The 21341-nt window shown below is 62.8% G+C and carries 20 protein-coding genes; 10 read left to right on the top strand and 10 right to left on the bottom strand.

From position 1 onward, the window contains the following. The first annotated feature begins 36 nt into the window (after positions 1-36). On the top strand, positions 37-765 hold the full coding sequence (locus ACF8O8_RS02335; protein WP_010952105.1) for a phosphatase PAP2 family protein: 729 nt from the start codon (positions 37-39) through the stop codon (positions 763-765). Positions 766-806: 41 nt separating this feature from the next. On the opposite strand, the gene ACF8O8_RS02340 is transcribed toward ACF8O8_RS02335, so the two are convergent. Beyond that, entirely contained in the window at positions 807-1727 is a 921-nt protein-coding gene (locus ACF8O8_RS02340) for an iron-sulfur-binding ferredoxin reductase (RefSeq protein ID WP_392509186.1), read from the bottom strand. Positions 1728-1976: 249 nt separating this feature from the next. Between ACF8O8_RS02340 and ACF8O8_RS02345 the strand changes: the two genes are divergently transcribed. Further along, a complete protein-coding gene (locus ACF8O8_RS02345) occupies positions 1977-3500 on the top strand; it encodes a fumarate hydratase (RefSeq protein WP_003255232.1) in 1524 nt (507 codons plus the stop codon). A 121-nt stretch (positions 3501-3621) separates the two neighbouring features. Here ACF8O8_RS02345 and ACF8O8_RS02350 read toward each other — a convergent pair whose 3' ends face one another. After that, the gene (locus tag ACF8O8_RS02350) at positions 3622-4494 is read right to left on the bottom strand and encodes a carbon-nitrogen hydrolase family protein (RefSeq protein WP_003255234.1); all 873 of its coding nucleotides are present in this window, start codon (positions 4492-4494) and stop codon (positions 3622-3624) included. Further along, positions 4491-5081 (bottom strand): GNAT family N-acetyltransferase, encoded by a 591-nt coding sequence (locus ACF8O8_RS02355; RefSeq protein WP_010952101.1) that lies wholly within the window; start codon positions 5079-5081, stop codon positions 4491-4493. The genes ACF8O8_RS02350 and ACF8O8_RS02355 overlap by 4 nt, the downstream gene beginning before the upstream one ends. Before the next feature lie 115 nt (positions 5082-5196). Here ACF8O8_RS02355 and ACF8O8_RS02360 point away from each other — a divergent pair, with 115 nt between their 5' ends. Further along, the gene (locus ACF8O8_RS02360) at positions 5197-5595 is read left to right on the top strand and encodes a nuclear transport factor 2 family protein (protein ID WP_010952100.1); all 399 of its coding nucleotides are present in this window, start codon (positions 5197-5199) and stop codon (positions 5593-5595) included. A 30-nt stretch (positions 5596-5625) separates the two neighbouring features. On the opposite strand, the gene ACF8O8_RS02365 is transcribed toward ACF8O8_RS02360, so the two are convergent. The 7 genes from ACF8O8_RS02365 to ACF8O8_RS02395 all read right to left on the bottom strand — a co-directional run bounded on the left by ACF8O8_RS02365 (position 5626) and on the right by ACF8O8_RS02395 (position 11338). Further along, positions 5626-6204: a DJ-1/PfpI family protein gene (locus ACF8O8_RS02365; RefSeq protein WP_049586441.1), complete on the bottom strand. Its 579-nt coding sequence runs from the start codon at positions 6202-6204 to the stop codon at positions 5626-5628. 51 nt (positions 6205-6255) lie between these two features. Further along, positions 6256-7413 carry a phosphatidylserine/phosphatidylglycerophosphate/cardiolipin synthase family protein gene (locus ACF8O8_RS02370; RefSeq protein WP_104886652.1) on the bottom strand — a complete coding sequence of 386 codons (1158 nt, stop codon included), beginning with the start codon at positions 7411-7413 and terminating at the stop codon, positions 6256-6258. 1 nt (position 7414) lies between these two features. Beyond that, positions 7415-7996 carry a YceI family protein gene (locus tag ACF8O8_RS02375; RefSeq protein ID WP_010952097.1) on the bottom strand — a complete coding sequence of 194 codons (582 nt, stop codon included), beginning with the start codon at positions 7994-7996 and terminating at the stop codon, positions 7415-7417. Positions 7997-8040: 44 nt separating this feature from the next. After that, the gene (locus ACF8O8_RS02380; RefSeq protein ID WP_019750532.1) at positions 8041-8337 is read right to left on the bottom strand and encodes a hypothetical protein; all 297 of its coding nucleotides are present in this window, start codon (positions 8335-8337) and stop codon (positions 8041-8043) included. Continuing rightward, the gene (locus tag ACF8O8_RS02385) at positions 8334-9413 is read right to left on the bottom strand and encodes a serine hydrolase domain-containing protein (protein ID WP_392509187.1); all 1080 of its coding nucleotides are present in this window, start codon (positions 9411-9413) and stop codon (positions 8334-8336) included. Before ACF8O8_RS02385 ends, ACF8O8_RS02380 begins: the two co-directional genes overlap by 4 nt. A gap of 108 nt (positions 9414-9521) precedes the next feature. Then, positions 9522-10082 (bottom strand): response regulator transcription factor, encoded by a 561-nt coding sequence (locus tag ACF8O8_RS02390; protein ID WP_003255244.1) that lies wholly within the window; start codon positions 10080-10082, stop codon positions 9522-9524. After that, positions 10082-11338 (bottom strand): ATP-binding protein, encoded by a 1257-nt coding sequence (locus ACF8O8_RS02395; protein ID WP_014589781.1) that lies wholly within the window; start codon positions 11336-11338, stop codon positions 10082-10084. Before ACF8O8_RS02395 ends, ACF8O8_RS02390 begins: the two co-directional genes overlap by 1 nt. Before the next feature lie 202 nt (positions 11339-11540). On the opposite strand from ACF8O8_RS02395, the gene ACF8O8_RS02400 reads away from it, so the two are divergent. From ACF8O8_RS02400 to ACF8O8_RS02430, 7 genes are all read left to right on the top strand, one after another. After that, entirely contained in the window at positions 11541-12257 is a 717-nt protein-coding gene (locus ACF8O8_RS02400; RefSeq protein ID WP_003255248.1) for an SIMPL domain-containing protein, read from the top strand. A 380-nt stretch (positions 12258-12637) separates the two neighbouring features. Continuing rightward, a complete protein-coding gene (locus tag ACF8O8_RS02405) occupies positions 12638-14263 on the top strand; it encodes an ABC transporter substrate-binding protein (protein WP_010952093.1) in 1626 nt (541 codons plus the stop codon). Positions 14264-14409: 146 nt separating this feature from the next. Beyond that, positions 14410-16002, top strand: a complete 1593-nt coding sequence (locus ACF8O8_RS02410) for an ABC transporter substrate-binding protein (protein ID WP_392509188.1) — start codon at positions 14410-14412, stop codon at positions 16000-16002. 228 nt (positions 16003-16230) lie between these two features. Then, positions 16231-17610 carry an OprD family porin gene (locus tag ACF8O8_RS02415; RefSeq protein WP_010952091.1) on the top strand — a complete coding sequence of 460 codons (1380 nt, stop codon included), beginning with the start codon at positions 16231-16233 and terminating at the stop codon, positions 17608-17610. A gap of 78 nt (positions 17611-17688) precedes the next feature. Then, complete coding sequence (locus tag ACF8O8_RS02420; RefSeq protein WP_172835036.1) at positions 17689-19299, top strand: ABC transporter substrate-binding protein; 1611 nt, start codon at positions 17689-17691, stop codon at positions 19297-19299. 91 nt (positions 19300-19390) lie between these two features. Then, positions 19391-20401 (top strand): ABC transporter permease subunit, encoded by a 1011-nt coding sequence (locus tag ACF8O8_RS02425; RefSeq protein WP_003255257.1) that lies wholly within the window; start codon positions 19391-19393, stop codon positions 20399-20401. 10 nt (positions 20402-20411) lie between these two features. Further along, entirely contained in the window at positions 20412-21338 is a 927-nt protein-coding gene (locus tag ACF8O8_RS02430; protein WP_009685150.1) for an ABC transporter permease subunit, read from the top strand. Positions 21339-21341 lie beyond the last annotated feature (3 nt).

Raw genomic sequence — 21341 nt, forward strand, 5'->3', positions numbered from 1 at the left:
GACAATGCCCGATCTTTTTCGCGCCCTGGAGCCGTCATGCAGCAACGCACCCGCCCTCGCCCGATCAACTACTGGCTGTACCTGGGGATTCCCCTGGCGACTGCGGTGGCCTTGATCCTGCTGGAGCTGACTTCAGTCGACATGGATGTCGCCAACCTGTTCTTCGACCCCGCTGCCGGGCAGTTCATTGGCCGCCACAGTTACCTGTTGGAAAACATCCTGCATGACCGGGTCAAGCAAGTGGTGATCCTGTTGGGGGTGATATCGCTGCTGACCTTTGCCGCGAGCTTTTTCTGGAAGCGCCTGTTTGGCTGGCGCCGTGAACTGGGCTGCCTGGTGCTGGCACTGGGCTTGTCCACGGCGTTTGTCACGCCGCTGAAAAAAGTCACCCAGGTGCAGTGCCCTTGGAGCCTGACCCAGTTTGGCGGCACCGAAACCTACAGCAAGCTGCTGGAGCCACGGCCGCCTACCGACAAGCCTGGGCTGTGCTGGCCGGGCGGGCATGCAGCGACCGGTTTCTGCCTGTTCGCCTTGTTCTTCCTGCTGCGTGATCGCAAGCCACGCCTGGCGCGAGTGGCATTTGTAGTGGCCTTGACAGCAGGGTCGATACTGTCGGTGGGCAGGATGATGCAGGGGGCGCACTTCCTGTCGCACAATGTGTGGACGGCAGTGTTCTGCTGGTTGATCGGATTGGGGTCGTATTACCTGGTTCTCTATCGGCGGGGGCTGGCCGAGGTGCCCGTCGCCGAGCGCAGCGCCGCATGAAAGAGGGGCCGCTTTGCGGCCCTTCGCACTTCAAATGCTACTCAGGCATGCTCGACGAACACATCAGCAAACACCTGTCCCCGCGGTACCCCTGCCATGAACATGCGTCGGGCAAACCGCTCGACACTCCCCGGTGCCCCACACAGCAGCGCCACCGTCTGTCGCGACAACAGCCGCATCCCGGCCAACGCTTCATCCACATGCTCCACCAGCACCAGCTCGACACTGACCCCTGGCAGCTTCAGCAGCTTCTCCGCCAGATAGTGCCCAGCCGGATCCCGCGCCACATGTATCACCCGGATTTCGCCCCGATGCCCCCGGCGCAACGCTTCGCGCAAGATACCCCAGAGCGGCGCCAGCCCGGTTCCCGCAGCCAGCAACCACAGCGGCCGCTCCTGCCAATCAGGGTCGTAATGAAGGGCTCCGCCTCTGAACTCCCCCAAACGCATCTCATCGCCGACCTGCAGACCACGCGCCTTGTCGCAAAAGGCACCAGGCCGCTGGCAATCGATATGAAACTCGAGAAAATCATCCTCGCCCGGCAGGCTGGCCAAGGAATAAGGCCGAGCAACCGCGCCTAGCCACAGCACCACGTGCTGCCCCGCCTGGTAACGCACCACCCGATCGGGGCGCAACCGCAGGCGCAACACATCGCCAAACCAGTCCAACGCACAGACCTGCGCCGGTACGCCACCCTGCTGGGGGTCGTACAACGCCACACGCAGGTCCTCGACCACCCGGCACTGGCAAGCCAGACGCCAGCCCTGGGCATGTTTCTCCAATGCCAATGCCTCGGGCAAAGCGTCTGCCGGTTGCCCTTCCAGGCAGCGCACCAGGCAGGCGTGGCAACTGCCGGCGCGGCAACTGTAAGGCACATTCAGCCCCGCCTCGTTGAGGGCATCGAGCAGGTTGCTGCCAATGGGCACCAGCCAGCGGCGCTCGCCCACGCAAATTTCGGGCATGTTCGGTACATCTCCTGCTGTCCAAGGCTCACTGTAAGCCAAGCAGAGCACACCAGCAAAATAGATGCCTGCGCGCTGCCGACCATGGTCCAGACCGGCCGCAGGTGTGCCGGGCACGGATGCGCGCTATACTGCCGCGCCTTTTTCCGTCGGCCTGACCTGCCGGCGCCTTGCAAGGCGCTTCGACGTGCTGGTCGGCTATGTCGAGCGTCTTTTTGAATGTTCCCGTCTTTAAGAGGAGCGCGCTGCATGACCGTGATCAAGCAAGACGACCTGATTCAGAGCGTCGCCGACGCCCTGCAATTCATCTCGTACTACCACCCCGTCGATTTCATCCAGGCCATGCACGAGGCCTATCTGCGTGAGGAATCGCCTGCTGCACGCGATTCCATCGCCCAGATCCTGATCAACTCGCGCATGTGCGCCACCGGCCATCGTCCAATCTGCCAGGACACCGGTATCGTCACCGTGTTCATCCGCGTGGGCATGGACGTGCGCTGGGATGGCGCCACCATGAGCGTCGACGACATGATCAACGAAGGTGTGCGTCGCGCCTACAACCTGCCTGAAAACGTCCTGCGCGCTTCGATCCTGGCCGACCCGGCCGGTGCCCGCAAGAACACCAAGGACAACACCCCGGCAGTGATCCACTACTCCATAGTCCCCGGCGACAAGGTGGAAGTCGATGTCGCAGCCAAGGGCGGCGGCTCGGAAAACAAGTCGAAGATGGCCATGCTCAACCCGTCCGACTCGATCGTCGACTGGGTACTGAAGACCGTGCCGACCATGGGTGCTGGCTGGTGCCCGCCTGGCATGCTCGGCATCGGCATCGGCGGTACCGCCGAGAAGGCCGCGGTCATGGCCAAGGAAGTGTTGATGGAGTCCATCGACATTCACGAACTGAAAGCCCGTGGCCCACAGAACCGCCTGGAAGAAATCCGCCTGGAGCTGTTCGACAAGGTCAACCAGCTGGGCATCGGCGCCCAGGGCCTGGGTGGCCTGACCACCGTGCTCGACGTCAAGATCATGGACTACCCGACCCACGCCGCGTCCTTGCCGGTGTGCATGATCCCCAACTGCGCTGCTACCCGCCACGCCCACTTCGTGCTCGATGGCACCGGCCCGGCAGAACTGGAAGCGCCGTCGCTGGACGCCTACCCGGAAATCGTCTGGGAAGCCGGCCCGAGCGCCCGTCGCGTCAACCTCGACGACATCACCCCGGAAGAAGTGGCCAGCTGGAAGCCGGGCGAAACCATCCTGCTCAACGGCAAGATGCTGACCGGCCGCGATGCCGCGCACAAGCGCATGGTTGAAATGCTCAACCGTGGCGAAGAGTTGCCGGTAGACCTGAAAGGCCGCTTCATCTACTACGTCGGCCCGGTCGACCCGGTGGGTGACGAAGTGGTAGGCCCAGCCGGCCCGACCACTGCTACCCGTATGGACAAGTTCACTCGCCAGATCCTTGAGCAGACTGGCCTGCTGGGCATGATCGGCAAGTCCGAGCGTGGCCCGACCGCCATCGAGGCGATCAAGGACAACAAGGCCGTGTACCTGATGGCCGTTGGCGGCGCTGCCTACCTGGTCGCCCAGGCCATCCGCAAGTCGAAGGTACTGGCCTTCGCCGAGCTGGGCATGGAAGCGATCTACGAGTTCGAGGTCAAGGACATGCCGGTGACCGTCGCCGTGGACAGCAACGGTGAGTCGGTACACATCACTGGCCCTGCCCTGTGGCAGAGCAAGATTGCCGAAAGCCTGGCCGTCGAAGTGAAGTAACCTGATGTAACTGCGGCGGCTGCTTCGCGGGCAAGCCCGCTCCCACACGTACAGCGCAAGCCAGAAGGCTACGCATTTGACTGTGGGAGCGGGCTTGCCCGCGAAGAGGCCGCCACAGTCATCACAGGACTCTCTCGAACTGCTCCGGCCAGTCCCGCCAGGTAAACACCTGCCCTTCCCGCCTCACCCGTCGCACTTCCTGTAGATCTACCTCACACACCAGCCACTGGCTGCAGTCCGGGTTCAACTGCTCACTCAACGCTACCACCCCATCCCCCGGCATCCCGTGATCCGGCGGTACGAACAAGCCTGCCCGGCCGATATTCTCGTCCAATGCCGGCGACCAGGGCGCCACCCCCACCGTAGGGCTCTGCAACACGGCAATCTGGTTCTCCAGGGCGCGCGCCTGGGCGCCAATACGCACCCGGTGGTAACCGGCTTCGGTATCGGTACAACTTGGCGCCAGGATCAGGTCGGCACCACACTCGGCCAGGCGGCGGGCCAGCATCGGGAACTCGTTGTCGTAGCAGATCAGGATGCCCAAGCGCCCCAGTTCGGTTTCGAACACCTGCAGCCCCTGGCCTGCAGCGATGTCCCACTGCTCGCGCTCGAAGCGGGTCATCATCAGTTTGTCCTGATAACCCAGCACACCTTGGGGGCCGAACAGCCAGGCACGGTTGCGGTAGCGCCCATCGTTGTCCAGCACCGGCACACTGCCCGGTTGCAGGTAGATCCCCCAACGTCGGGCAAGGCTCTCGCACAACGCTTTCCAGGGTTCGATCAGCGGCTGGATGCCGGCAATCGAAGCCTTCAGGTCTTCCCGCTGCCCGGCACTCAGCTGGCCGCTCAGCACCAGCCCGGCGTACTCAGGCAGTAGCAGCAAGCGTGCCCCCGCCTCCACCGCTTCGGCGCACAGGCCTTGCAGGTGGTCGGCGTAGGCGTCCCAGGTTTCGTGCAGCTCGATGGCGTACTGGCAGGCTGCCAGGCGGATCATACCGGCAGTGCCTTGAGCCAGAACGACATCAGCTTGTCGGAGCTTTCCTGCTCGTCCAGGTCGCGCCAGGCGTAGGTGGTACGCAGCGATGGGTCGTGCAGGAAGCCGCGGTTGCGCCAGAAGCCGTGCAGGGGTTTGTACTCGGCTGGCCGTCGCGGGTGCGCACCGGGTCGCTCGACCGCGCAGAACGCGCAGTAATCGAACTCGGCCAGTTTGTGTGCGTAGGACTCGCGCTCGATGAAGAAGCGAACCCCCAGGCCCTGTCCGCGGTATGCCGGCAACACCAGCGACTCACCGAAGTAGTACACACTGGCCGGGTCGCGCCCCTGGGCCAGGAATGGCTGCTGGAATTCGGGCGCGACATCCACCAGCGGCAGGCCGGTAGAGGCGCCGACCACCTTGCCGTCGTCCAGCGCCAGCACAACCAGGCTGCGCCCGGAGCGGGCATAGTTGGCCAGGTAGTCGGCCTCGTACTCCGGGGTGCCGTCGTAAAGGTAGGGGAACTCGCGGAACACAGTAAGGCGCAGGCGAGCGAGGTCATCGATGTAAGGCGCGATAGCGGCACCGTGCAACAGGCGTATTTCCATGTTTGGCGGTCGTTTTGTCGATGTGGATGACGCGCTCGGCTAAGCCGGGCTTGAGGGGAAACCCTATCATCCGAGGTAACGACCCGCCTTTTCCCTACACGACAGGAAATGTTCCATGACCGCAACCGAACTGGTAAATGCTTACTACGCCGCCTTCAACGCGGGTGACATGCCGGCGTTTCTGGCGCTGCTCAGCGAAGACGTGATCCACGACATCAACCAGGGCGAGCGCCAGATGGGCAAGGCCAGGTTCGCCGCGTTCATGGAAAAGATGAACCGCTGCTACCGCGAGCGCCTGGCCGACATCGTGGTGATGCAGAACGCCGATGGCAGCCGCGCGGCGGCGGAGTTCACCGTGCATGGCCAATACCTGGCCGATGACGAAGGGTTGCCGACAGCAAACGGCCAGACCTATGTGCTGCCGGCAGGGGCGTTCTTCTATATTCACTGTGGCAAGATTGCCCGGGTGACCAACTACTACAACCTCAATGACTGGGTGGAGCAGGTTGCCTGAAGCAACCCGCTGCCAACTCAATCAAGCCTGTCAGACAATACGCGTGCCCAGCACTTTAAGGAACGCCGCCAGCCAGGCCGGGTGCGCGGGCCATGCCGGTGCGGTCACCAGGTTGCCATCCACATGCGCCTGGTCCACCGCGATGTCGATGAACGTGCCACCCGCCAGGCGCACTTCTGGCGCACATGCCGGGTACGCGCTGCACTCACGCCCCTCCAGCACCCCTGCCGCCGCCAGCAGCTGGGCACCATGGCACACCGCCGCAATCGGCTTGCCGGCCTGGTCGAACGCCCGCACCAGGTCCAACACCTTTTCATTCAGGCGCAGATACTCCGGCGCCCGGCCACCCGGGATCAGCAGCGCGTCATAACTCTCGGGCCGCACCCGCACGAAATCATAATTCAGGGCAAAATTGTGCCCAGGCTTTTCGCTGTAGGTCTGCTCACCCTCGAAGTCATGAATCGCGGTACGCACGGTCTGCCCCGCCAGCTTTTCCGGGCACACCGCATGCACCGTGTGGCCCACCATGCTCAAGGCCTGGAACGGCACCATCGCTTCGTAATCTTCGACGTAGTCGCCCACCAGCATGAGAATTTTCTTCGCCGTCATCTCGCCCACTCCTTCGGTTAACTGTGAATAGTCACTGCACGATAGCCGCTGTCAGTCACGGCGGTCGAGGAAGTTGACCACCAGCCGATCGAGCCAGCCCCAGATCCGTTGCTTCACCCTGCGCCACAAAGGGCGCGCATGCCAGTGGGCGAGGTCGACCTCTTCGCTCTGGGCGAAGTCGCGCTCGAAGCTGGCCACCACCGCCGCTGTCAACGGCGGGTCGAGCGCTTCGATGTTGGCTTCAAGGTTGAAGCGCAAGTTCCAGTGGTCGAAGTTGCACGAACCGACGCTGACCCAGTCGTCTACCACAGCCATCTTCAGGTGCAGGAAGCACGGCTGGTACTCGAAAATCCGTACGCCCGCGCGCAACAGACGCGGGTAGTAACGATGCCCGGCGTAGCGTACCGAGGGGTGATCGGTACGCGGGCCGGTCAACAACAGACGCACGTCCAGGCCCTTGCTGGCAGCCCGGCGCAACGACCGGCGCACGCTCCAGGTCGGCAAGAAGTACGGCGTGGCCAGCCACACCCGTTTCTGGCCGCTGTTCAGCGCCCGTACCAGCGCGTGCAGGATGTCCTGGTGCTGGCGGGCGTCGGCATAAGCGACCCGGCCCATGCCCTGCCCCTGCGCAGGCACCTTGGGCAGACGCGGCAGGCCAAAGCCTTCAGCAGGGCGCCAGGCGGTGCGGCGGTTGTTGGCTTGCCACTGACGGTCGAACAGCAACTGCCAGTCGCTCACCACCGGCCCCTGCATCTGCACCATCACTTCGTGCCATTCGCTGGTCGCCTCACCCGGCGTCCAGAACTCGTCGGTAACGCCCGTTCCCCCCACCACTGCCCAACGTTCGTCAACCAGTAGCAATTTGCGATGATCACGGTAGAGGTTACGCAGGCCACGCTTCCAGCGCAGGCGGTTATACCAGCGCAAGTACACGCCAGCGTCCAGCAGGCGCTGACGCAACGCGCTGTTGAAGGCCAATGAACCGTAGTCATCGAACAGGCACCGCACCCGCACGCCACGCCGGGCAGCCTGCTCCAGCGCGTCGACCACCGCCTCGGCACAGGCACCGGCCTCGACCAGGTACAGCTCCAGGTCAACCTGAAACTCGGCACGCATGATCGCCAGGAGCATGCGCGGAAAGAACGCAGGGCCGTCGATAAGCAGTTCGAACTGATTGCCATCCCGCCAAGGGAAGACCGGCCCCGCCATGTCAGCGCGCAGTGAAGATCAGCACCGCGCTAACCGGTACCGACGGGTTGATGGACTTCAACCTGGCGAACTTGCGCAGGCTTTCCAGCCCCGGCAGCAAGCCAAAATCTTCGGCGCGCAGCACCAGAGGCTCAAGGGTCACCACCTGGAAGCGCCGCGCATCCAGGCGGGTGGCCAGCAACAGGACATTGTAGCTGTGCGACTGGCCATGCAGGGTGACCGTCAGCGGCAGGCGCAATTCGATCTGCGCACCGTCGGCCAGGTCATTGATCGGCTGCAGGTCGATCTGTGCCTTCACTGTGGCCTCGGCGAAGCGCTCGACCTCGAACAGGTTGTCGCGCATTTGCTCGTCACGCAGCGGAATACCGCTGCTCACCGAGTCCATCTCGATCCTCAACCCGGCCATACCCTTGCGATCGACCGTGCCATGCAACACCAGAAAGCGATGCACTTCGGCGGTGTCGCCGTTCTTGCCGGTGATGAACGACAGCCGTGAAGATTCGCCATCCAGGTGCCAATTGGCATGAGCGGGCAGGCACAGAGCCAGCAATAAGGCAGACAGCAGACGGGGCAACTTGAACATGACAGATCTCGTGAAACCAGGCCGCCAACCTTACCCGCCTGCATTCATGGCAGCAAGCGGCAGCCCTCACGCGCGCCTTGCCAGGCCGCCTGACTGCGCCGCCCCAGGCCTTCAGCGGTGACTCGCTGCTGCTGGCTGTTTTCCTCCAGCAGGCTCAGTGGCAGCCACTGCTTCACGTACCCTTGGCAGTACACCTTGTCGAAGCCCATGACAAAGCGGCAGGAGCAGTATTCCTTGGCCGAGTAGGCCGAGAGTATGCCGGGGAAGTCCGCCAGCGCCTGGCGTTCCTGCCATGCCCAGAACAGGAGCCCTGCCAGCGCCAGCAGCAATAGCCGCTTCATGCCCCCTCCCCGGCCAGTACCGCCAGCACCCGCTTGAGCAGTTCGTCGTGTCGATAGCTGCCGTCGCGGTCATCGGCGTAGCGCACGATCACCAGCTTTTGCTCAGGCAGCACATATAAAGCCTGCCCCCAGTGGCCAAGGGCGGCGAAGGTGTCTGCCGGTACACTGGGCCAAGGCCGTTCGGCGCCAGCCAGCGGCTGGTTGAGCCACCAGTGGCCACCCGGAATGGCCTCGCCAGGCAGCGCCTGGGCCTGGGCAAACGGGGTGCGGTTGAAAGCTACCCAGGCTTTGGGCAGCAATTGTCGGCCCTGCCAGCGCCCGTCGCGCTGCATCAGCAGGCCAATACGGGCCAAATCGCGGGCACTGAGGTAGAGATAGGAAGAGCCTACATAGGTGCCTGCCCGGTCACGCTCCCACACCGCACTGCCGATACCCAACGGGGTGAACAGTGCGTGCCAGGGGTAGTCGGGGTACTGCCCGGCATCGAGCATGCCACGCAGCGCGGCGGCCAGCAGGTTGCTGTCGCCGCTGGAGTAGAGGAACCGCTGACCGGGGCTGGCGGCGGCACCCCGGGCCGCCGCGTAGGCGGCCATGTCTGCGCGGCCACGGGTATACAGCATGGCCACCACCGAGGACTTCAGCGGCGCGTATTCGTAGTCTTCCTGCCACTCAAGGCCACTGGCCCAGTGCAGCAGGTCGGCAACGCGCACGCCTGGGTGGGCGCGCATGGGTGGATAGAAGCGGCTGACCGGGTCTTGCAGCTGGAAGCGGCCTTCGCCCTGGGCTACGCCCATTACCGTGGCCAGTACGCTCTTGCTTACCGACCAGGTCAGGTGCGCGGTGGCGGCGCGGGTGGGCGCGGTGTAGCGCTCGTGGAGGATACGCCCGTCGCGGATGATCAGCAGAGCGTCCGTGCGGATGCCGTTGCGCTCCGAGGGGGAGCGTGCAGGAAAGGCGTAGGCATCGACGGCCTGCCAGTCGAGGGTGGCAGGGTCGTTCTGCCACTGCGGGTCAGGCCAGTCTTCAGCTTTGGCGCTACCTGCAACCAGCGCAAGGATGACCAACAGTACCTTCATCGAGCTCGCCTTGATTGGGACTGCTTTGCAGCCCTTCGCGGGCAAGCCCGCGCTCACAGTTGCAGGAGCGGATTCCCCCGCGAACAGGCCAACATCATCGATAAGGAATCAGCGCCGAACCGGCCGCTTCTGCAGCTTGCGCTGCAACGTCCGTCGGTGCATGCCCAGCGCCCGTGCGGTGGCCGAGATATTGCCTTCATGCTCGTTCAGCACGCGCTGGATGTGTTCCCACTGCAGGCGATCGACCGACATCGGGTTTTCCGGCACCAGGGTATCCAGGTCGGTGTGCTCCGACAGCAGTGCTGCCAACACGTCATCGGCGTCAGCCGGCTTGCACAGGTAGTTGCAGGCACCGCGCTTGACCGCCTCCACTGCGGTGGCAATGCTCGAGTACCCGGTCAGGATCACCACGCGCATTTCCGGGTCCAGTTCCAGCAGCTTGGGCAGCAGCACCAGGCCGGAGTCGCCATCCATCTTCAGGTCCAGCGTGGCGTAGTCCGGCAGGTCCTGCTGGGCCAGAATCAAGCCTTCTTCGGCAGAACTGGCAGTGCTCACACGGAAACCGCGACGGCTCATGGCCCGGGCCATGACCCGGGTGAAGGTGGCATCGTCATCCACCAGCAGCAGGTGCGGCAGCTCTTCGCTTTCGACCTGGTTTTCTTCGCTCATCATTCATCTCCTCGCTTGCCATAGGGCAGGCGCAGTTCGGTCAGGGTGCCACCCTGTTCATGACTATAGAGTTTCACCGAGCCGCCCGCACGGGTCACGCTGGCCTTGCTCAAGAACAGGCCCAGGCCGAAGCCTTTGCCCTTGGTGGTAATAAAAGGTTTGCCAATGGCTTCGGCAATGGCTGGCGGTACACCAGGACCATGGTCGTGGATACTGATGACGATGTCCTGGGCGTCCCAGTCCAGGCGAACTTCCAGATCATCAGGGCAGGCATCGGCGGCATTGTTCAGCAGATTCAGTAACGCCTGGGTCAGGTCTGGCGGCGGCGCCAGACGCGGCACCTTGCCGTCGCGCAGGCGCTGGAAGCGGTAGCTGGCTTCCGGGCGCATCAGGTGCCAGCGGTTGAGCGCCTCGTCCAGCCAGGCGGTCACATCCTGCTCCACGATGGCCAGGCGCCGGTTGGCTTCGGCTGCGCGCACCAGCTGTTGCAAAGTCTCTTTGCACAGCTTTACCTGGTCCTGGAGGATTTGCAGGTCCTCCTGCAACAGCGGGTCGGTGTGGTCCTGGCGCATTTCGTTGATCAGCACGCTCATGGTCGCCAGCGGCGTACCCAGTTCATGGGCGGCACCGGCGGCCTGGGTAGCCACAGCCAGCAGTTGCTCGTCGCGCAGGCTTTCTTCACGCCGCTCTGAACGCAGCTGCTCCTGGCGGCGCAGCTCTTCGGCCATGCGCGCGGCAAAAAAGGTGATCACAGCCGCCGCCAGGGCAATGCTCAGCCACATGCCGTAGACCTGCATCTTGTCCCGCGCCATCGGCAGCCCTTCGAGCGGGTAGAACTGCACCAGCAGCAAGCTGTAGGCCGTCAGCGCAATGCCCGACAGGATCAGCGAATACAGCCACGGCAAGGTCACCGCAGCGATCGCCAGCGGCACCAGGTAATACGACACGAACGGGTTGGTCGAGCCGCCGGAGTAATACAGCAAGGCACTGTGGATCAGCAGGTCACAGGCCAGCTGCAGGGCGTACTCCATTTCGGTGACGGGCAGCGACAGCCGCAGGCGCAGGGCCGTGAAGGCACACAGCAACGAAGACAAGGCCAAGGTGCCGGCCAGCGACAGCCAGGGCAATGGCAGCAGTTCGGTCCAGTAGGCAACGCCCACCGAGCCGGCCTGGGCAGCCAGGACCAGGACCCGAATGACGGTCAGGCGCCAGAGGTTCTGGCGGGTAGCGGACAACGGTTGTACGGCGGCGAGCATGAGCTCTCCTGATGAGTGCTCCAGAAAAATCGGCTGGAGTATACCGAAGCCGGGCGCCTCGCTGCAGCGATGCGGCAAAGCGCCACACTTTGTCACAGGTTCATGATGGCACTTTTGAACCCACTACACTGTTGCCGGTCCTATGGGCCATGCGTGGAATGGATGACCAGCCCCCACGCCTTCAAATGCCAAGGAGTACCACATGCAAATCCCACGTCGCGGCGCCGCCCTGATCATGTCTTGCGGCCTGCTCGCCAGCCTGCCGGCACTGGCTGCCGATGAACCGCGTTTCAACCAGGTATCGCTGCGTGCCGAAGTCAGCAAGGAAGTGGCGCGCGACCTGATGGTCGTGACCCTGTACAGCGAAGCGCAGAACAGCGACCCGGGCAAGCTCGCCAAGCAGATTACCGAAACCATGAACAAGGCCGTGCAGCAGTCGCGCCAGGTCAAGGACGTGAAGATCAGCCAAGGCAGCCGCAACAGCTACCCGGTGTATGACAGCAAGGGCCAGAAAATTACCGGCTGGCGCGAGCGCGCCGAACTGCGCCTTGAAAGCGCCAACTTCCCGGCCTTGTCCCAGCTTACCGCCGATTTGTTGCAAGAGCTGAAAATGGCTGGCATGGACTTTTCCATCGCCCCGGCCACGCGCAAGGCCAGCGAGGATGCTCTGCTCAAGGATGCGGTCGATGCCTTCAAGGCACGCGCGCAACTGGCGACCGAAGCGCTGGGTGGCAAAGGCTACAAAGTGGTGAGCCTGAACCTCAACAGCAGCGGCTACCCGCGCCCGTACTTGCGTAGCGCGCCGATGGCGATGAAGGCCATGGGGGCTGATGAAGCAGCACCGGCGCCAGATATCGAGGCAGGCACCAGTGAAGTGAGCATGAATGCCGATGGCCTGATCGAAGTGCAGATGCCATAAGGCGTCCACGCATCATCTGTGGGAGCCCGCGAGCAAGACACGGCGGTGGATGGCACGGGCTTCGCCCGTGTTCGCGGGTAAACCCGCTCCTACGGGTGACTGCGTCATTTTCTTTATTTTCAGACATTTCTTACGCACCATTAGGATGCATCCTACGCTTTCCCCTACCTAGAAACATCGCGCAAAACGCCATCATTTTGCCTACGCAAACGTTTAACTTCGCCAAAAGTTATACCGATGCGACATCCATGTACGTTCGTACCACTTTCCCGGCGTCAACTATCCTTGTACCTGTTGCAATGGGAACGCCCCCTGCATAAGTATCCGCAGGTCGGCTCACGAGGCCACCTCATCCAAAAAATGACAACAATGAGGCCACCATGCTCAAACACGCAGTCATTCCGTTCCTGCTGGGTGCAGGCTTGCTCAGCGGCGCACCGTCGGCCGTTGCCGCATCCAACCTGGTGTTCTGCTCCGAAGGCAGCCCGGCCGGCTTCGATCCGGGGCAGTACACCACCGGGACCGACTTCGATGCCTCGGCAGAGACCGTGTTCAACCGCCTGACCCAGTTCGAGCGCGGCGGCACTGCGGTCATCCCGGGCCTGGCGACCAAATGGGAAGTGTCCGACGACGGCAAGACCTACACCTTCCACCTGCGCGAAGGGGTCAAGTTCCACACCACCGACTACTTCAAGCCCAGTCGCCCGTTCAACGCCGACGACGTGCTGTTCACCTTCAACCGCATGCTCGACAAGGACAACCCGTTCCGCAAGGCGTACCCCACCGAGTTTCCATACTTCACCGACATGGGCATGGACAAGAACATTGCCAAGGTGGAGAAGCTTGACGAGCACACGGTGAAGTTCACCCTCAACGAGGTTGACGCCGCGTTCATCCAGAACCTGGCCATGAGCTTTGCCTCGATCCAGTCCGCCGAATACGCCGACCAGCTCCTAAAGAACGGCAAGGCCGCCGACATCAACCAGAAGCCGATCGGCACCGGCCCGTTCGTGTTCAGCAAATACCAGAAGGACGCGCAGATCCGCTTCAAGGGCAACAAGGACTACTGGCAGCCCGAGGACGTGAAGATCGACAACCTGATCTTTGCCATCACCACCGACGCCTCGGTGCGCATGCAGAAGCTCAAGAAGAACGAGTGCCAGGTCACCCTGTTCCCACGCCCGGCCGACATCGAGCCGCTAAAAGCCGACAAGAACCTGCAAATGCCGCAGCAGGCCGGTTTCAACCTCGGCTATATCGCCTACAACGTGATGGACAAGATCAAGGGCAGCAACGAGGCCAACCCCATGGCCCAGCTGAAAGTCCGACAGGCGCTGGACATGGCCGTGGACAAGAAAAAGATCATCGAGTCGGTGTACCAGGGCGCCGGCCAGCTGGCGGTCAACGCCATGCCGCCCACGCAGTGGTCCTATGACGACAGCATCAAGGACGCCGCCTTTGACCCCGAGAAAGCCAAGCAACTGCTCAAGGAAGCCGGCATCAAGGAAGGCACCGAAATCACCCTGTGGGCCATGCCCGTGCAACGCCCGTACAACCCCAATGCCAAACTGATGGCTGAAATGCTCCAGTCCGACTGGGCCAAGATCGGTATCAAGGCGAAGATCGTCAGTTATGAATGGGGCGAGTACATCAAGCGCTCCAAAGGTGGCGAACAGGGTGCCATGCTGATTGGCTGGAGCGGTGACAATGGTGACCCGGACAACTGGCTGGGTACCCTCTACGGTTGCGATGCCGTCGATGGCAACAACTTCTCCAAGTGGTGCTACAAGCCCTACGACGACCTGATCAAGCAGGCCAAGGCCACGTCCGACCAGGCCAAGCGCACCGAGCTGTACCAGAAGGCGCAGCATATACTCAAGGAGCAGGTACCGATCACCCCGATCGCCCACTCCACTGTCTACCAGCCCATGAGCGCCAAGGTGAAGGACTTCAAGATCAGCCCGTTCGCGCTGAATTCCTTCTACGGCGTCAGCGTGGACAAATAGGCTGACTGAGGCACCCGCTGAATCGCGGGTGCCCTTCACCCCCGCTACCCCTTCATGTCGTCCTGCGGCCATACGCTACGGGGTCGGCGAACTGTTGCCGTCAGTCGTACCCGGAGGCGGCGCGAACAGATGAAAAAGGATTTGCCATGCGCCACGTTACCTGCCTTTCCGCGCTGCTGGCCCTGGGCCTGGTCAGCCAATCCCCGGTCCTGCTCGCCAACAACCTAGTGTTCTGCTCTGAAGGTAGCCCCGCCGGTTTCGACACCGCCCAGTACACCAGCGCCACCGACAACGACGCCGCCGAACCCATCTACAACCGCCTGGTCGAGTTCGAACGTGGCGGCACCGCCGTGCATCCGGCCCTGGCGACGCACTGGGAGGTGTCCGACAACGGCCTGCGCTACACCTTCCACCTGCGTGAAGGGGTCAGGTTCCACAGCAACAAGGCCTTCAGCCCGAGCCGCACGTTCAACGCCGACGATGTGCTGTTCACCTTCAACCGCATGCTCGACAAGGGTCATCGGTTCCGTCAGGCCTACCCTACCGAGTTTCCCTATTTCAACGGCATGGGCCTGGACAAGAACATCGCCCGTGTCGAGAAGACCGACCCATTGACCGTGGTGTTCACCCTGAACACCGTCGATGCCGCGTTCATCCAGAACCTGGCCATGAGCTTCGCCTCCATCCTCTCCGCTGAATACGCCGAGCAGCTACTGGCCAGTGGACGCCCCAGCGACATCAATCAGCAGCCTATCGGTACCGGGCCGTTCGTGTTCCAGCGCTACCAGAAGGATTCGCAGATCCGCTACAAGGGCAACAAGGACTATTGGGCAGCGAACGAGGTGAAGATCGACAACCTGGTGTTCTCGATCAATACCGACCCGTCGGTGCGTATCCAGAAGCTGCGCCGCAATGAATGCCAGGTGACCCTGCACCCACGCCCGGCCGACCTGCCGGCGCTCAAGGCCGACAGCACGCTGCAGGTGCTCCAGCAACCAGGCTTCAACCTCGGCTACATCGCCTACAACACCCAGCACCCGCCATTCGACCGCCTGGAAGTGCGCCAGGCAATGGACATGGCGGTCAACAAGGAAGCCATCCTCCAGGCGGTGTACCAGGACGCCGGCCAACGGGCGGTCAACGCCATGCCACCGACCCAGTGGTCCTATGACGACAGCATCAAGGACGCCCCGTACGCGCCGGAAAAGGCCAGACAGCTGATCCAGCAGGCGGGTGTCAAACCTGGCACCGAGATCACCCTGTGGGCCATGCCGGTGCAACGCCCGTACAACCCCAATGCCAAGCTGATGGCCGAAATGCTCCAGGCGGACTGGAGCAAGCTCGGATTCAAGGTGCGCATCGTCAGCTACGAATGGGGCGAATACCTCAAGCGCATGAAAAACGGTGAGCACGACATCGCCCTGATCGGCTGGACCGGTGACAACGGCGACCCGGACAACTGGCTGGGTACCCTCTACAGCTGCGATGCCATCGGCAGCAACAACTACTCGCAGTGGTGCGATCCGCAGTACGACAGCCTGGTCAAGCAGGCCAAGCAAGTGACCGACCGTACGCAACGCACCGCCCTGTACCAGCAGGCCCAGCAGCGGCTCAAGCAGCAGGTACCGATTACGCCGGTGGCGCATTCCACCGTGAGCCAGCCGCTTAGCGTCAAGGTTTCCCAGTTCAAGGTCAGCCCGTTTGGGCGCAATGATTTTTCCGGTGTGAGTGTTGATTAAGCGTTAGCCAGTACCGGCCTCTTCGCGGGCAAGCCCGCTCCCACAGGATCTCGACAGGTTCGGACACTGCGCCCTACCTGAGGGAGCGGGCTTGCCCGCGAAGAGGCCAGAACGGCCAACACAACGCCCCGATTCTGCCCGGCGATCCCGCGGCACCCCTGGCAACACCGCAGCAATCACCCGGCCCACAAGGCCGGCCATAACTAGAAAAGAAAGGGAGCTTTAACCTTGAAAGTATTCACCTTGACCGCACTGGCGTTATCCATCAGTGCCTTTTCCACGGTGGCCCAGGCAGATCCGCAGAGCCAGGACTACCTCCCGCTCACCCTCAAAAGCAGCAGCGAGCAAGCGCAAGCCAGCGGCTTCATCGACGGCCAAAGCCTGTCCGGTAGCACCCGCAACTGGTATGCCCGCGAACGTGCCGCACGCGCGCCGCTGTGGAAGTACTACAAGAACGACGGCACCCGCCACGACACCCACAGCCGTGAAAACTGGGTCCAGGGCACCATCCTCAATTACAGCTCCGGCTTCACCCAGGGCACCGTGGGCTTCGCCGTCGAGGCTGCCGGCTACAACGCCATCGCCCTGCAGCAGAGCCGCGAAGCCATCGCCGGCCCCAACAACCGCACCCTCACCCACAGCGATGGCGACCCCGTCGGCCAGTGGAGCAAACTGGGCCTGGGCAATATCAAGGCGCGCGTGTCCAACACCACCCTTACCCTTGGCCGCCAGTCGGTGGACACGCCGATGATCGCCTACATCGGCAACCGCGCCCTGCCCTCGAGCTTCCAGGGCGCGTTCCTGCACAGCGCTGAATTCGACAACCTCAGCATCGACCTGGGCACCTTCGACCGCGTCTCGCCACGTACCGAACAGAGCCTCAGCAAGTTCCGCAGCGAGTACAGCGCCACCGGCGTGGAAACCGACCGTGCCAGCACCGCCGGCATCAACTACCAGCCGTTCAAGAGCCTGAGTACCAGCCTGTACGCCACCAAGGTCGAGGACTTCTGGAACCAGTACTACTTCGGCGCCAACCATGTGCTCGGCGACAGCGCAGTGCTCAGCCTGAGCACCGGCCTGAACTACTACAAGACCGTCGACGCCGGCAGCCAGAAAATGGGCAAGATCGACAACGACACTTACAGCCTGTCACTGGGCCTGACCCATCAAGCCCACACCCTCAGCGCCTCCTGGCAGCAGGTCAACGGCAATGAGTACTTCGACTACCTGCACGAAACCAACGGCATCTTCCTGGCCAACTCGCTGCTGTCGGACTTCAACGGCCCCAACGAGAAATCGCTGCAGCTTTCCTATGTGCTGAACATGGCGCCCTATGGCGTGCCTGGCCTGAAGTTCAACCTGTACAACGCCCGCGGCTGGGGTATCGACGGCACCCACTACCGCGGCACTGCCTACGACGTGAATGGCCTGGATGGCGAAACCCACTATGAGTGGGGTATCGGCACCAGCTACGCGTTGCAGAGCGGGCCGCTGAAAGACACCAGCATCCGCGCCACCTACACCACCCATCGCGCCAGCAAGGCCCAGGGCGATGGCAGCCTGGATGAGTTCCGCGTGGTCACCACCATTCCGTTCAACATTCTCTGACCGTCGGCGCCCTGGCCCGTTTCGCTGCGGGCCGGGGCGGCTACGCTGGAACCAATGCAAGCAGGGAGTTTTCAACACATGCACAGAGCTTTCATGAAATCGCGGCCGTTGCGCCTAGCCCTGGTCGCGCTGCTTCTGGGCGGCGCCACGCAACTGGCGGCCAAGCCGCTGGTGGTGTGTACAGAAGCTAGCCCGGAAGGGTTCGACATCGTCCAGTACACCACCGCAGTCACCGCCGATGCCTCGGCCGAGACAGTGTTCAACCGCCTGGTCGACTTCAAACCCGGCACCACCGAGATCCAGCCAGCCCTGGCCGAGCGCTGGGACATTTCAGCCGACGGCCTGACCTACACCTTCCATCTGCGTCAGGGGGTGAAGTTCCACACCACCGACTACTTCAAGCCCACCCGTGACTTGAACGCCGATGACGTGCTGTGGAGCCTCAATCGCCAGCTCGACCCGAACCACCCCTGGCATGACAAGACCAGCGTCGGCTACCCGTACTTCGAAAGCATGGGGTTCAAGGAACTGCTCAAGTCGGTCAGCAAGGCTGACGAGCACACCGTGGTGATTACCCTCAGCCGACCGGAAGCGCCGTTCCTGCGCGACATGGCCATGGGCTTTACCTCGATCTACTCCGCCGAATACGGCGACCAGTTGCTCAAGTCTGGCAAGACCGCCGAGCTGAACAGCAAGCCGATCGGCACCGGCCCTTTCATCTTCCAGCGTTACAACAAGGACGCCCAGGTCCGCTTCAAGCCCAACCCGGACTATTTCCGCGGCAAGCCGCCGGCCGATGCGCTGGTGTTCGCCATCGCCATCGACAGCAACGTGCGCCTGCAGAAACTGCGCGCCAACGAGTGCCAGGTGGCGCTCTATCCCAAGCCCGATGACGTGCCATCGATCAAGCAAGACCCGAAACTCAAGGTTGAAGAAATCGAGGCCCTGGTCACCGGCTACATCGCCATGAATACCCAGCACAAATACCTCAACGACGTGCGCGTGCGTAAAGCCATCAACATGGCCTTCGACCGCCAGACCCATGTCGACCAACTGTTTGGCAAAGGCAACGCACTGGTGGGTGTAAACCCTTACCCACCCACCATGATCGGCTACAACACCCATAACCAGAACCCACCGCGCGACCTCGATAAAGCCCGCGCACTGCTCAGCCAGGCCGGTGTACCCGAGGGCACGGTAATCACCCTGTTCACCCGCAACGGCGGCGGCCCGACCAACCCCAACCCGCGCCTGTCTGCCGAGATGCTGCAGGCCGATCTCAAACAGATCGGCCTCAAGCTGGATATCCGCGTCATGGAATGGGCCGAGATGCTGCGCCGGGCGAAGAACGGCGAAGCCGACCTGGTGTCCACCGGCTGGGCCGGCGACAACGGCGACCCGGACAACTTCCTCAGCCCACTGCTCAGTTGCGATGCCGTGAAAAGTGGCGAGAACTATGCGCGCTGGTGCAACCCCAAGTTCCAGGAGCTGATCAGCCGCGCCCGCGAAGTGATCGACAACGACGAGCGTGCAAGGCTCTATAACGAGGCATTGAAAGTGTACGATGACGAACAACCCTGGATCAGCATGGCTCATCCAAAGATGTTCACCGCCATGCGTGACAACGTGGAGGGCTACGTGATCAACCCTCTGACCAACAACAACTTCGCCACCACCAAGGTGAAGTAGAACAACAACGACCGCCGGCCACCCACACGGGGACCGGCGGCACTGCCGTACCGGGCTGATCGCCCCACGGCCTGATGAGGTAACCCCGACAATGTTGAGTTTTATTGCCCGGCGCCTTGGCCTGCTGATACCGACCTTTTTCGGCATCACCTTGCTGACCTTCGCGCTCATACGCCTGATCCCCGGCGACCCGGTGGAAGTGATGATGGGCGAGCGCAGGGTCGACCCCGAAATGCATGCCCAGGCCATGGAACGCCTGGGCCTGAACAAGCCACTGCCGGTCCAGTACCTGGACTACGTCGGCAAACTTGCCCAGGGTGACCTTGGCGAATCGCTGCGCACCCGCGAAAGCGTGTGGCGCGAGTTCCTCACCCTGTTCCCGGCCACCCTGGAACTGGCCTTCGCCGCCCTGCTGTTCGCCGGCGTCGTCGGCCTGCTGGCCGGTGTAATCGCCGCACTCAAGCGCGGTTCGCTGTTCGACCACGGGGTCATGGGCATATCACTGGCCGGCTACTCGATGCCGATTTTCTGGTGGGGCCTGATCCTGATCATGTTCTTCTCCGTGAGCCTGGGCTGGACCCCGGTTTCCGGGCGCATCGACCTGCTCTACGACATCGAGCCGAAGACCGGCTTCATGCTTATCGACACCCTGCTCAGCGATGAAGAAGGCGCGTTCAAGGACGCTGTGATGCACCTGATCCTGCCGGCCATCGTGCTCGGCACCATCCCGCTGGCAGTGATCGCCCGCATGACCCGCTCGTCGATGCTTGAAGTACTGCGCGAAGACTACATCCGCACCGCCCGCGCCAAAGGCCTGTCGCCGGCCCGTGTGGTGTTCGTCCATGGCCTGCGCAATGCGCTGATCCCGGTGCTGACCGTGTTCGGCCTGCAGGTCGGCACGCTGCTGGCCGGTGCGGTGCTGACCGAAACCATCTTTTCCTGGCCGGGCATCGGCAAATGGCTGATCGAAGCCATCGGTGCCCGTGACTACCCCGTGGTCCAGAACGGCATCCTGTTGATCGCCTGCCTGGTGATTCTGGTCAACTTCGTCGTGGACATCCTCTACGGCCTGGCCAACCCACGCATCCGTCATCAGCGCTGAGGCCCTTGCCATGACTAGCCCGATTCCAAAATCCGTGTCACCGGCCAGCCCGGTGGACCAGAGCCTGCTCTACCCCTCCCCGTACAAAGAATTCTGGCAAGCCTTCGCGCGCAACAAGGGCGCGGTCATGGGCCTGGCCTTCATGTGCCTGGTGGTGTTCTGCGCGCTGTTCGCGCCTTGGGTCGCCCCGCATGACCCGAGCGAGCAGTACCGCGACTTCCTGCTGACCCCGCCGGTGTGGCTGGAAGGCGGCACCTGGCAGTTCATCCTGGGCACCGACGAACTGGGCCGTGATCTGCTTTCGCGGCTGATTCAGGGTGCACGGCTATCGCTGCTGATCGGCCTGTCGTCAGTGGTGATGTCACTGATCCCGGGCATTCTCCTTGGCCTGCTGGCCGGCTTTTTCCCGCAGTTGCTCGGCCCGTCGATCATGCGCCTGATGGACGTGATGCTGGCGCTGCCGTCACTGCTGCTGGCTGTGGCCATCGTCGCCATCCTCGGCCCTGGCCTGATCAACACCGTGATCGCCATCGCCATCGTTTCCCTGCCGTCCTACGTGCGCCTGACCCGCGCCGCGGTGATGGGCGAACTGAACCGCGACTACGTCACCGCTGCCCGCCTGGCCGGCGCCGGCTTGCCCCGGCTGATGTTCGTCACCGTGCTGCCCAACTGCATGGCACCGCTGATCGTGCAGGCGACCCTGAGTTTTTCCTCGGCGATCCTCGACGCCGCTGCGCTGGGTTTCCTCGGCCTCGGCGTGCAGCCGCCTACCCCCGAGTGGGGCACCATGCTGGCTTCGGCCCGGGATTACATCGAGCGCGCCTGGTGGGTGGTAAGCCTGCCCGGCCTGACCATCCTGCTCAGTGTGCTGGCAATCAACCTGATGGGCGACGGCCTGCGCGATGCGCTGGACCCGAAACTCAAGAATGCCGCCTGAGGA

Source organism: Pseudomonas sp. TYF_14 (assembly GCF_043105275.1).
In the GTDB taxonomy this organism is placed as follows: domain Bacteria; phylum Pseudomonadota; class Gammaproteobacteria; order Pseudomonadales; family Pseudomonadaceae; genus Aquipseudomonas; species Aquipseudomonas alloputida.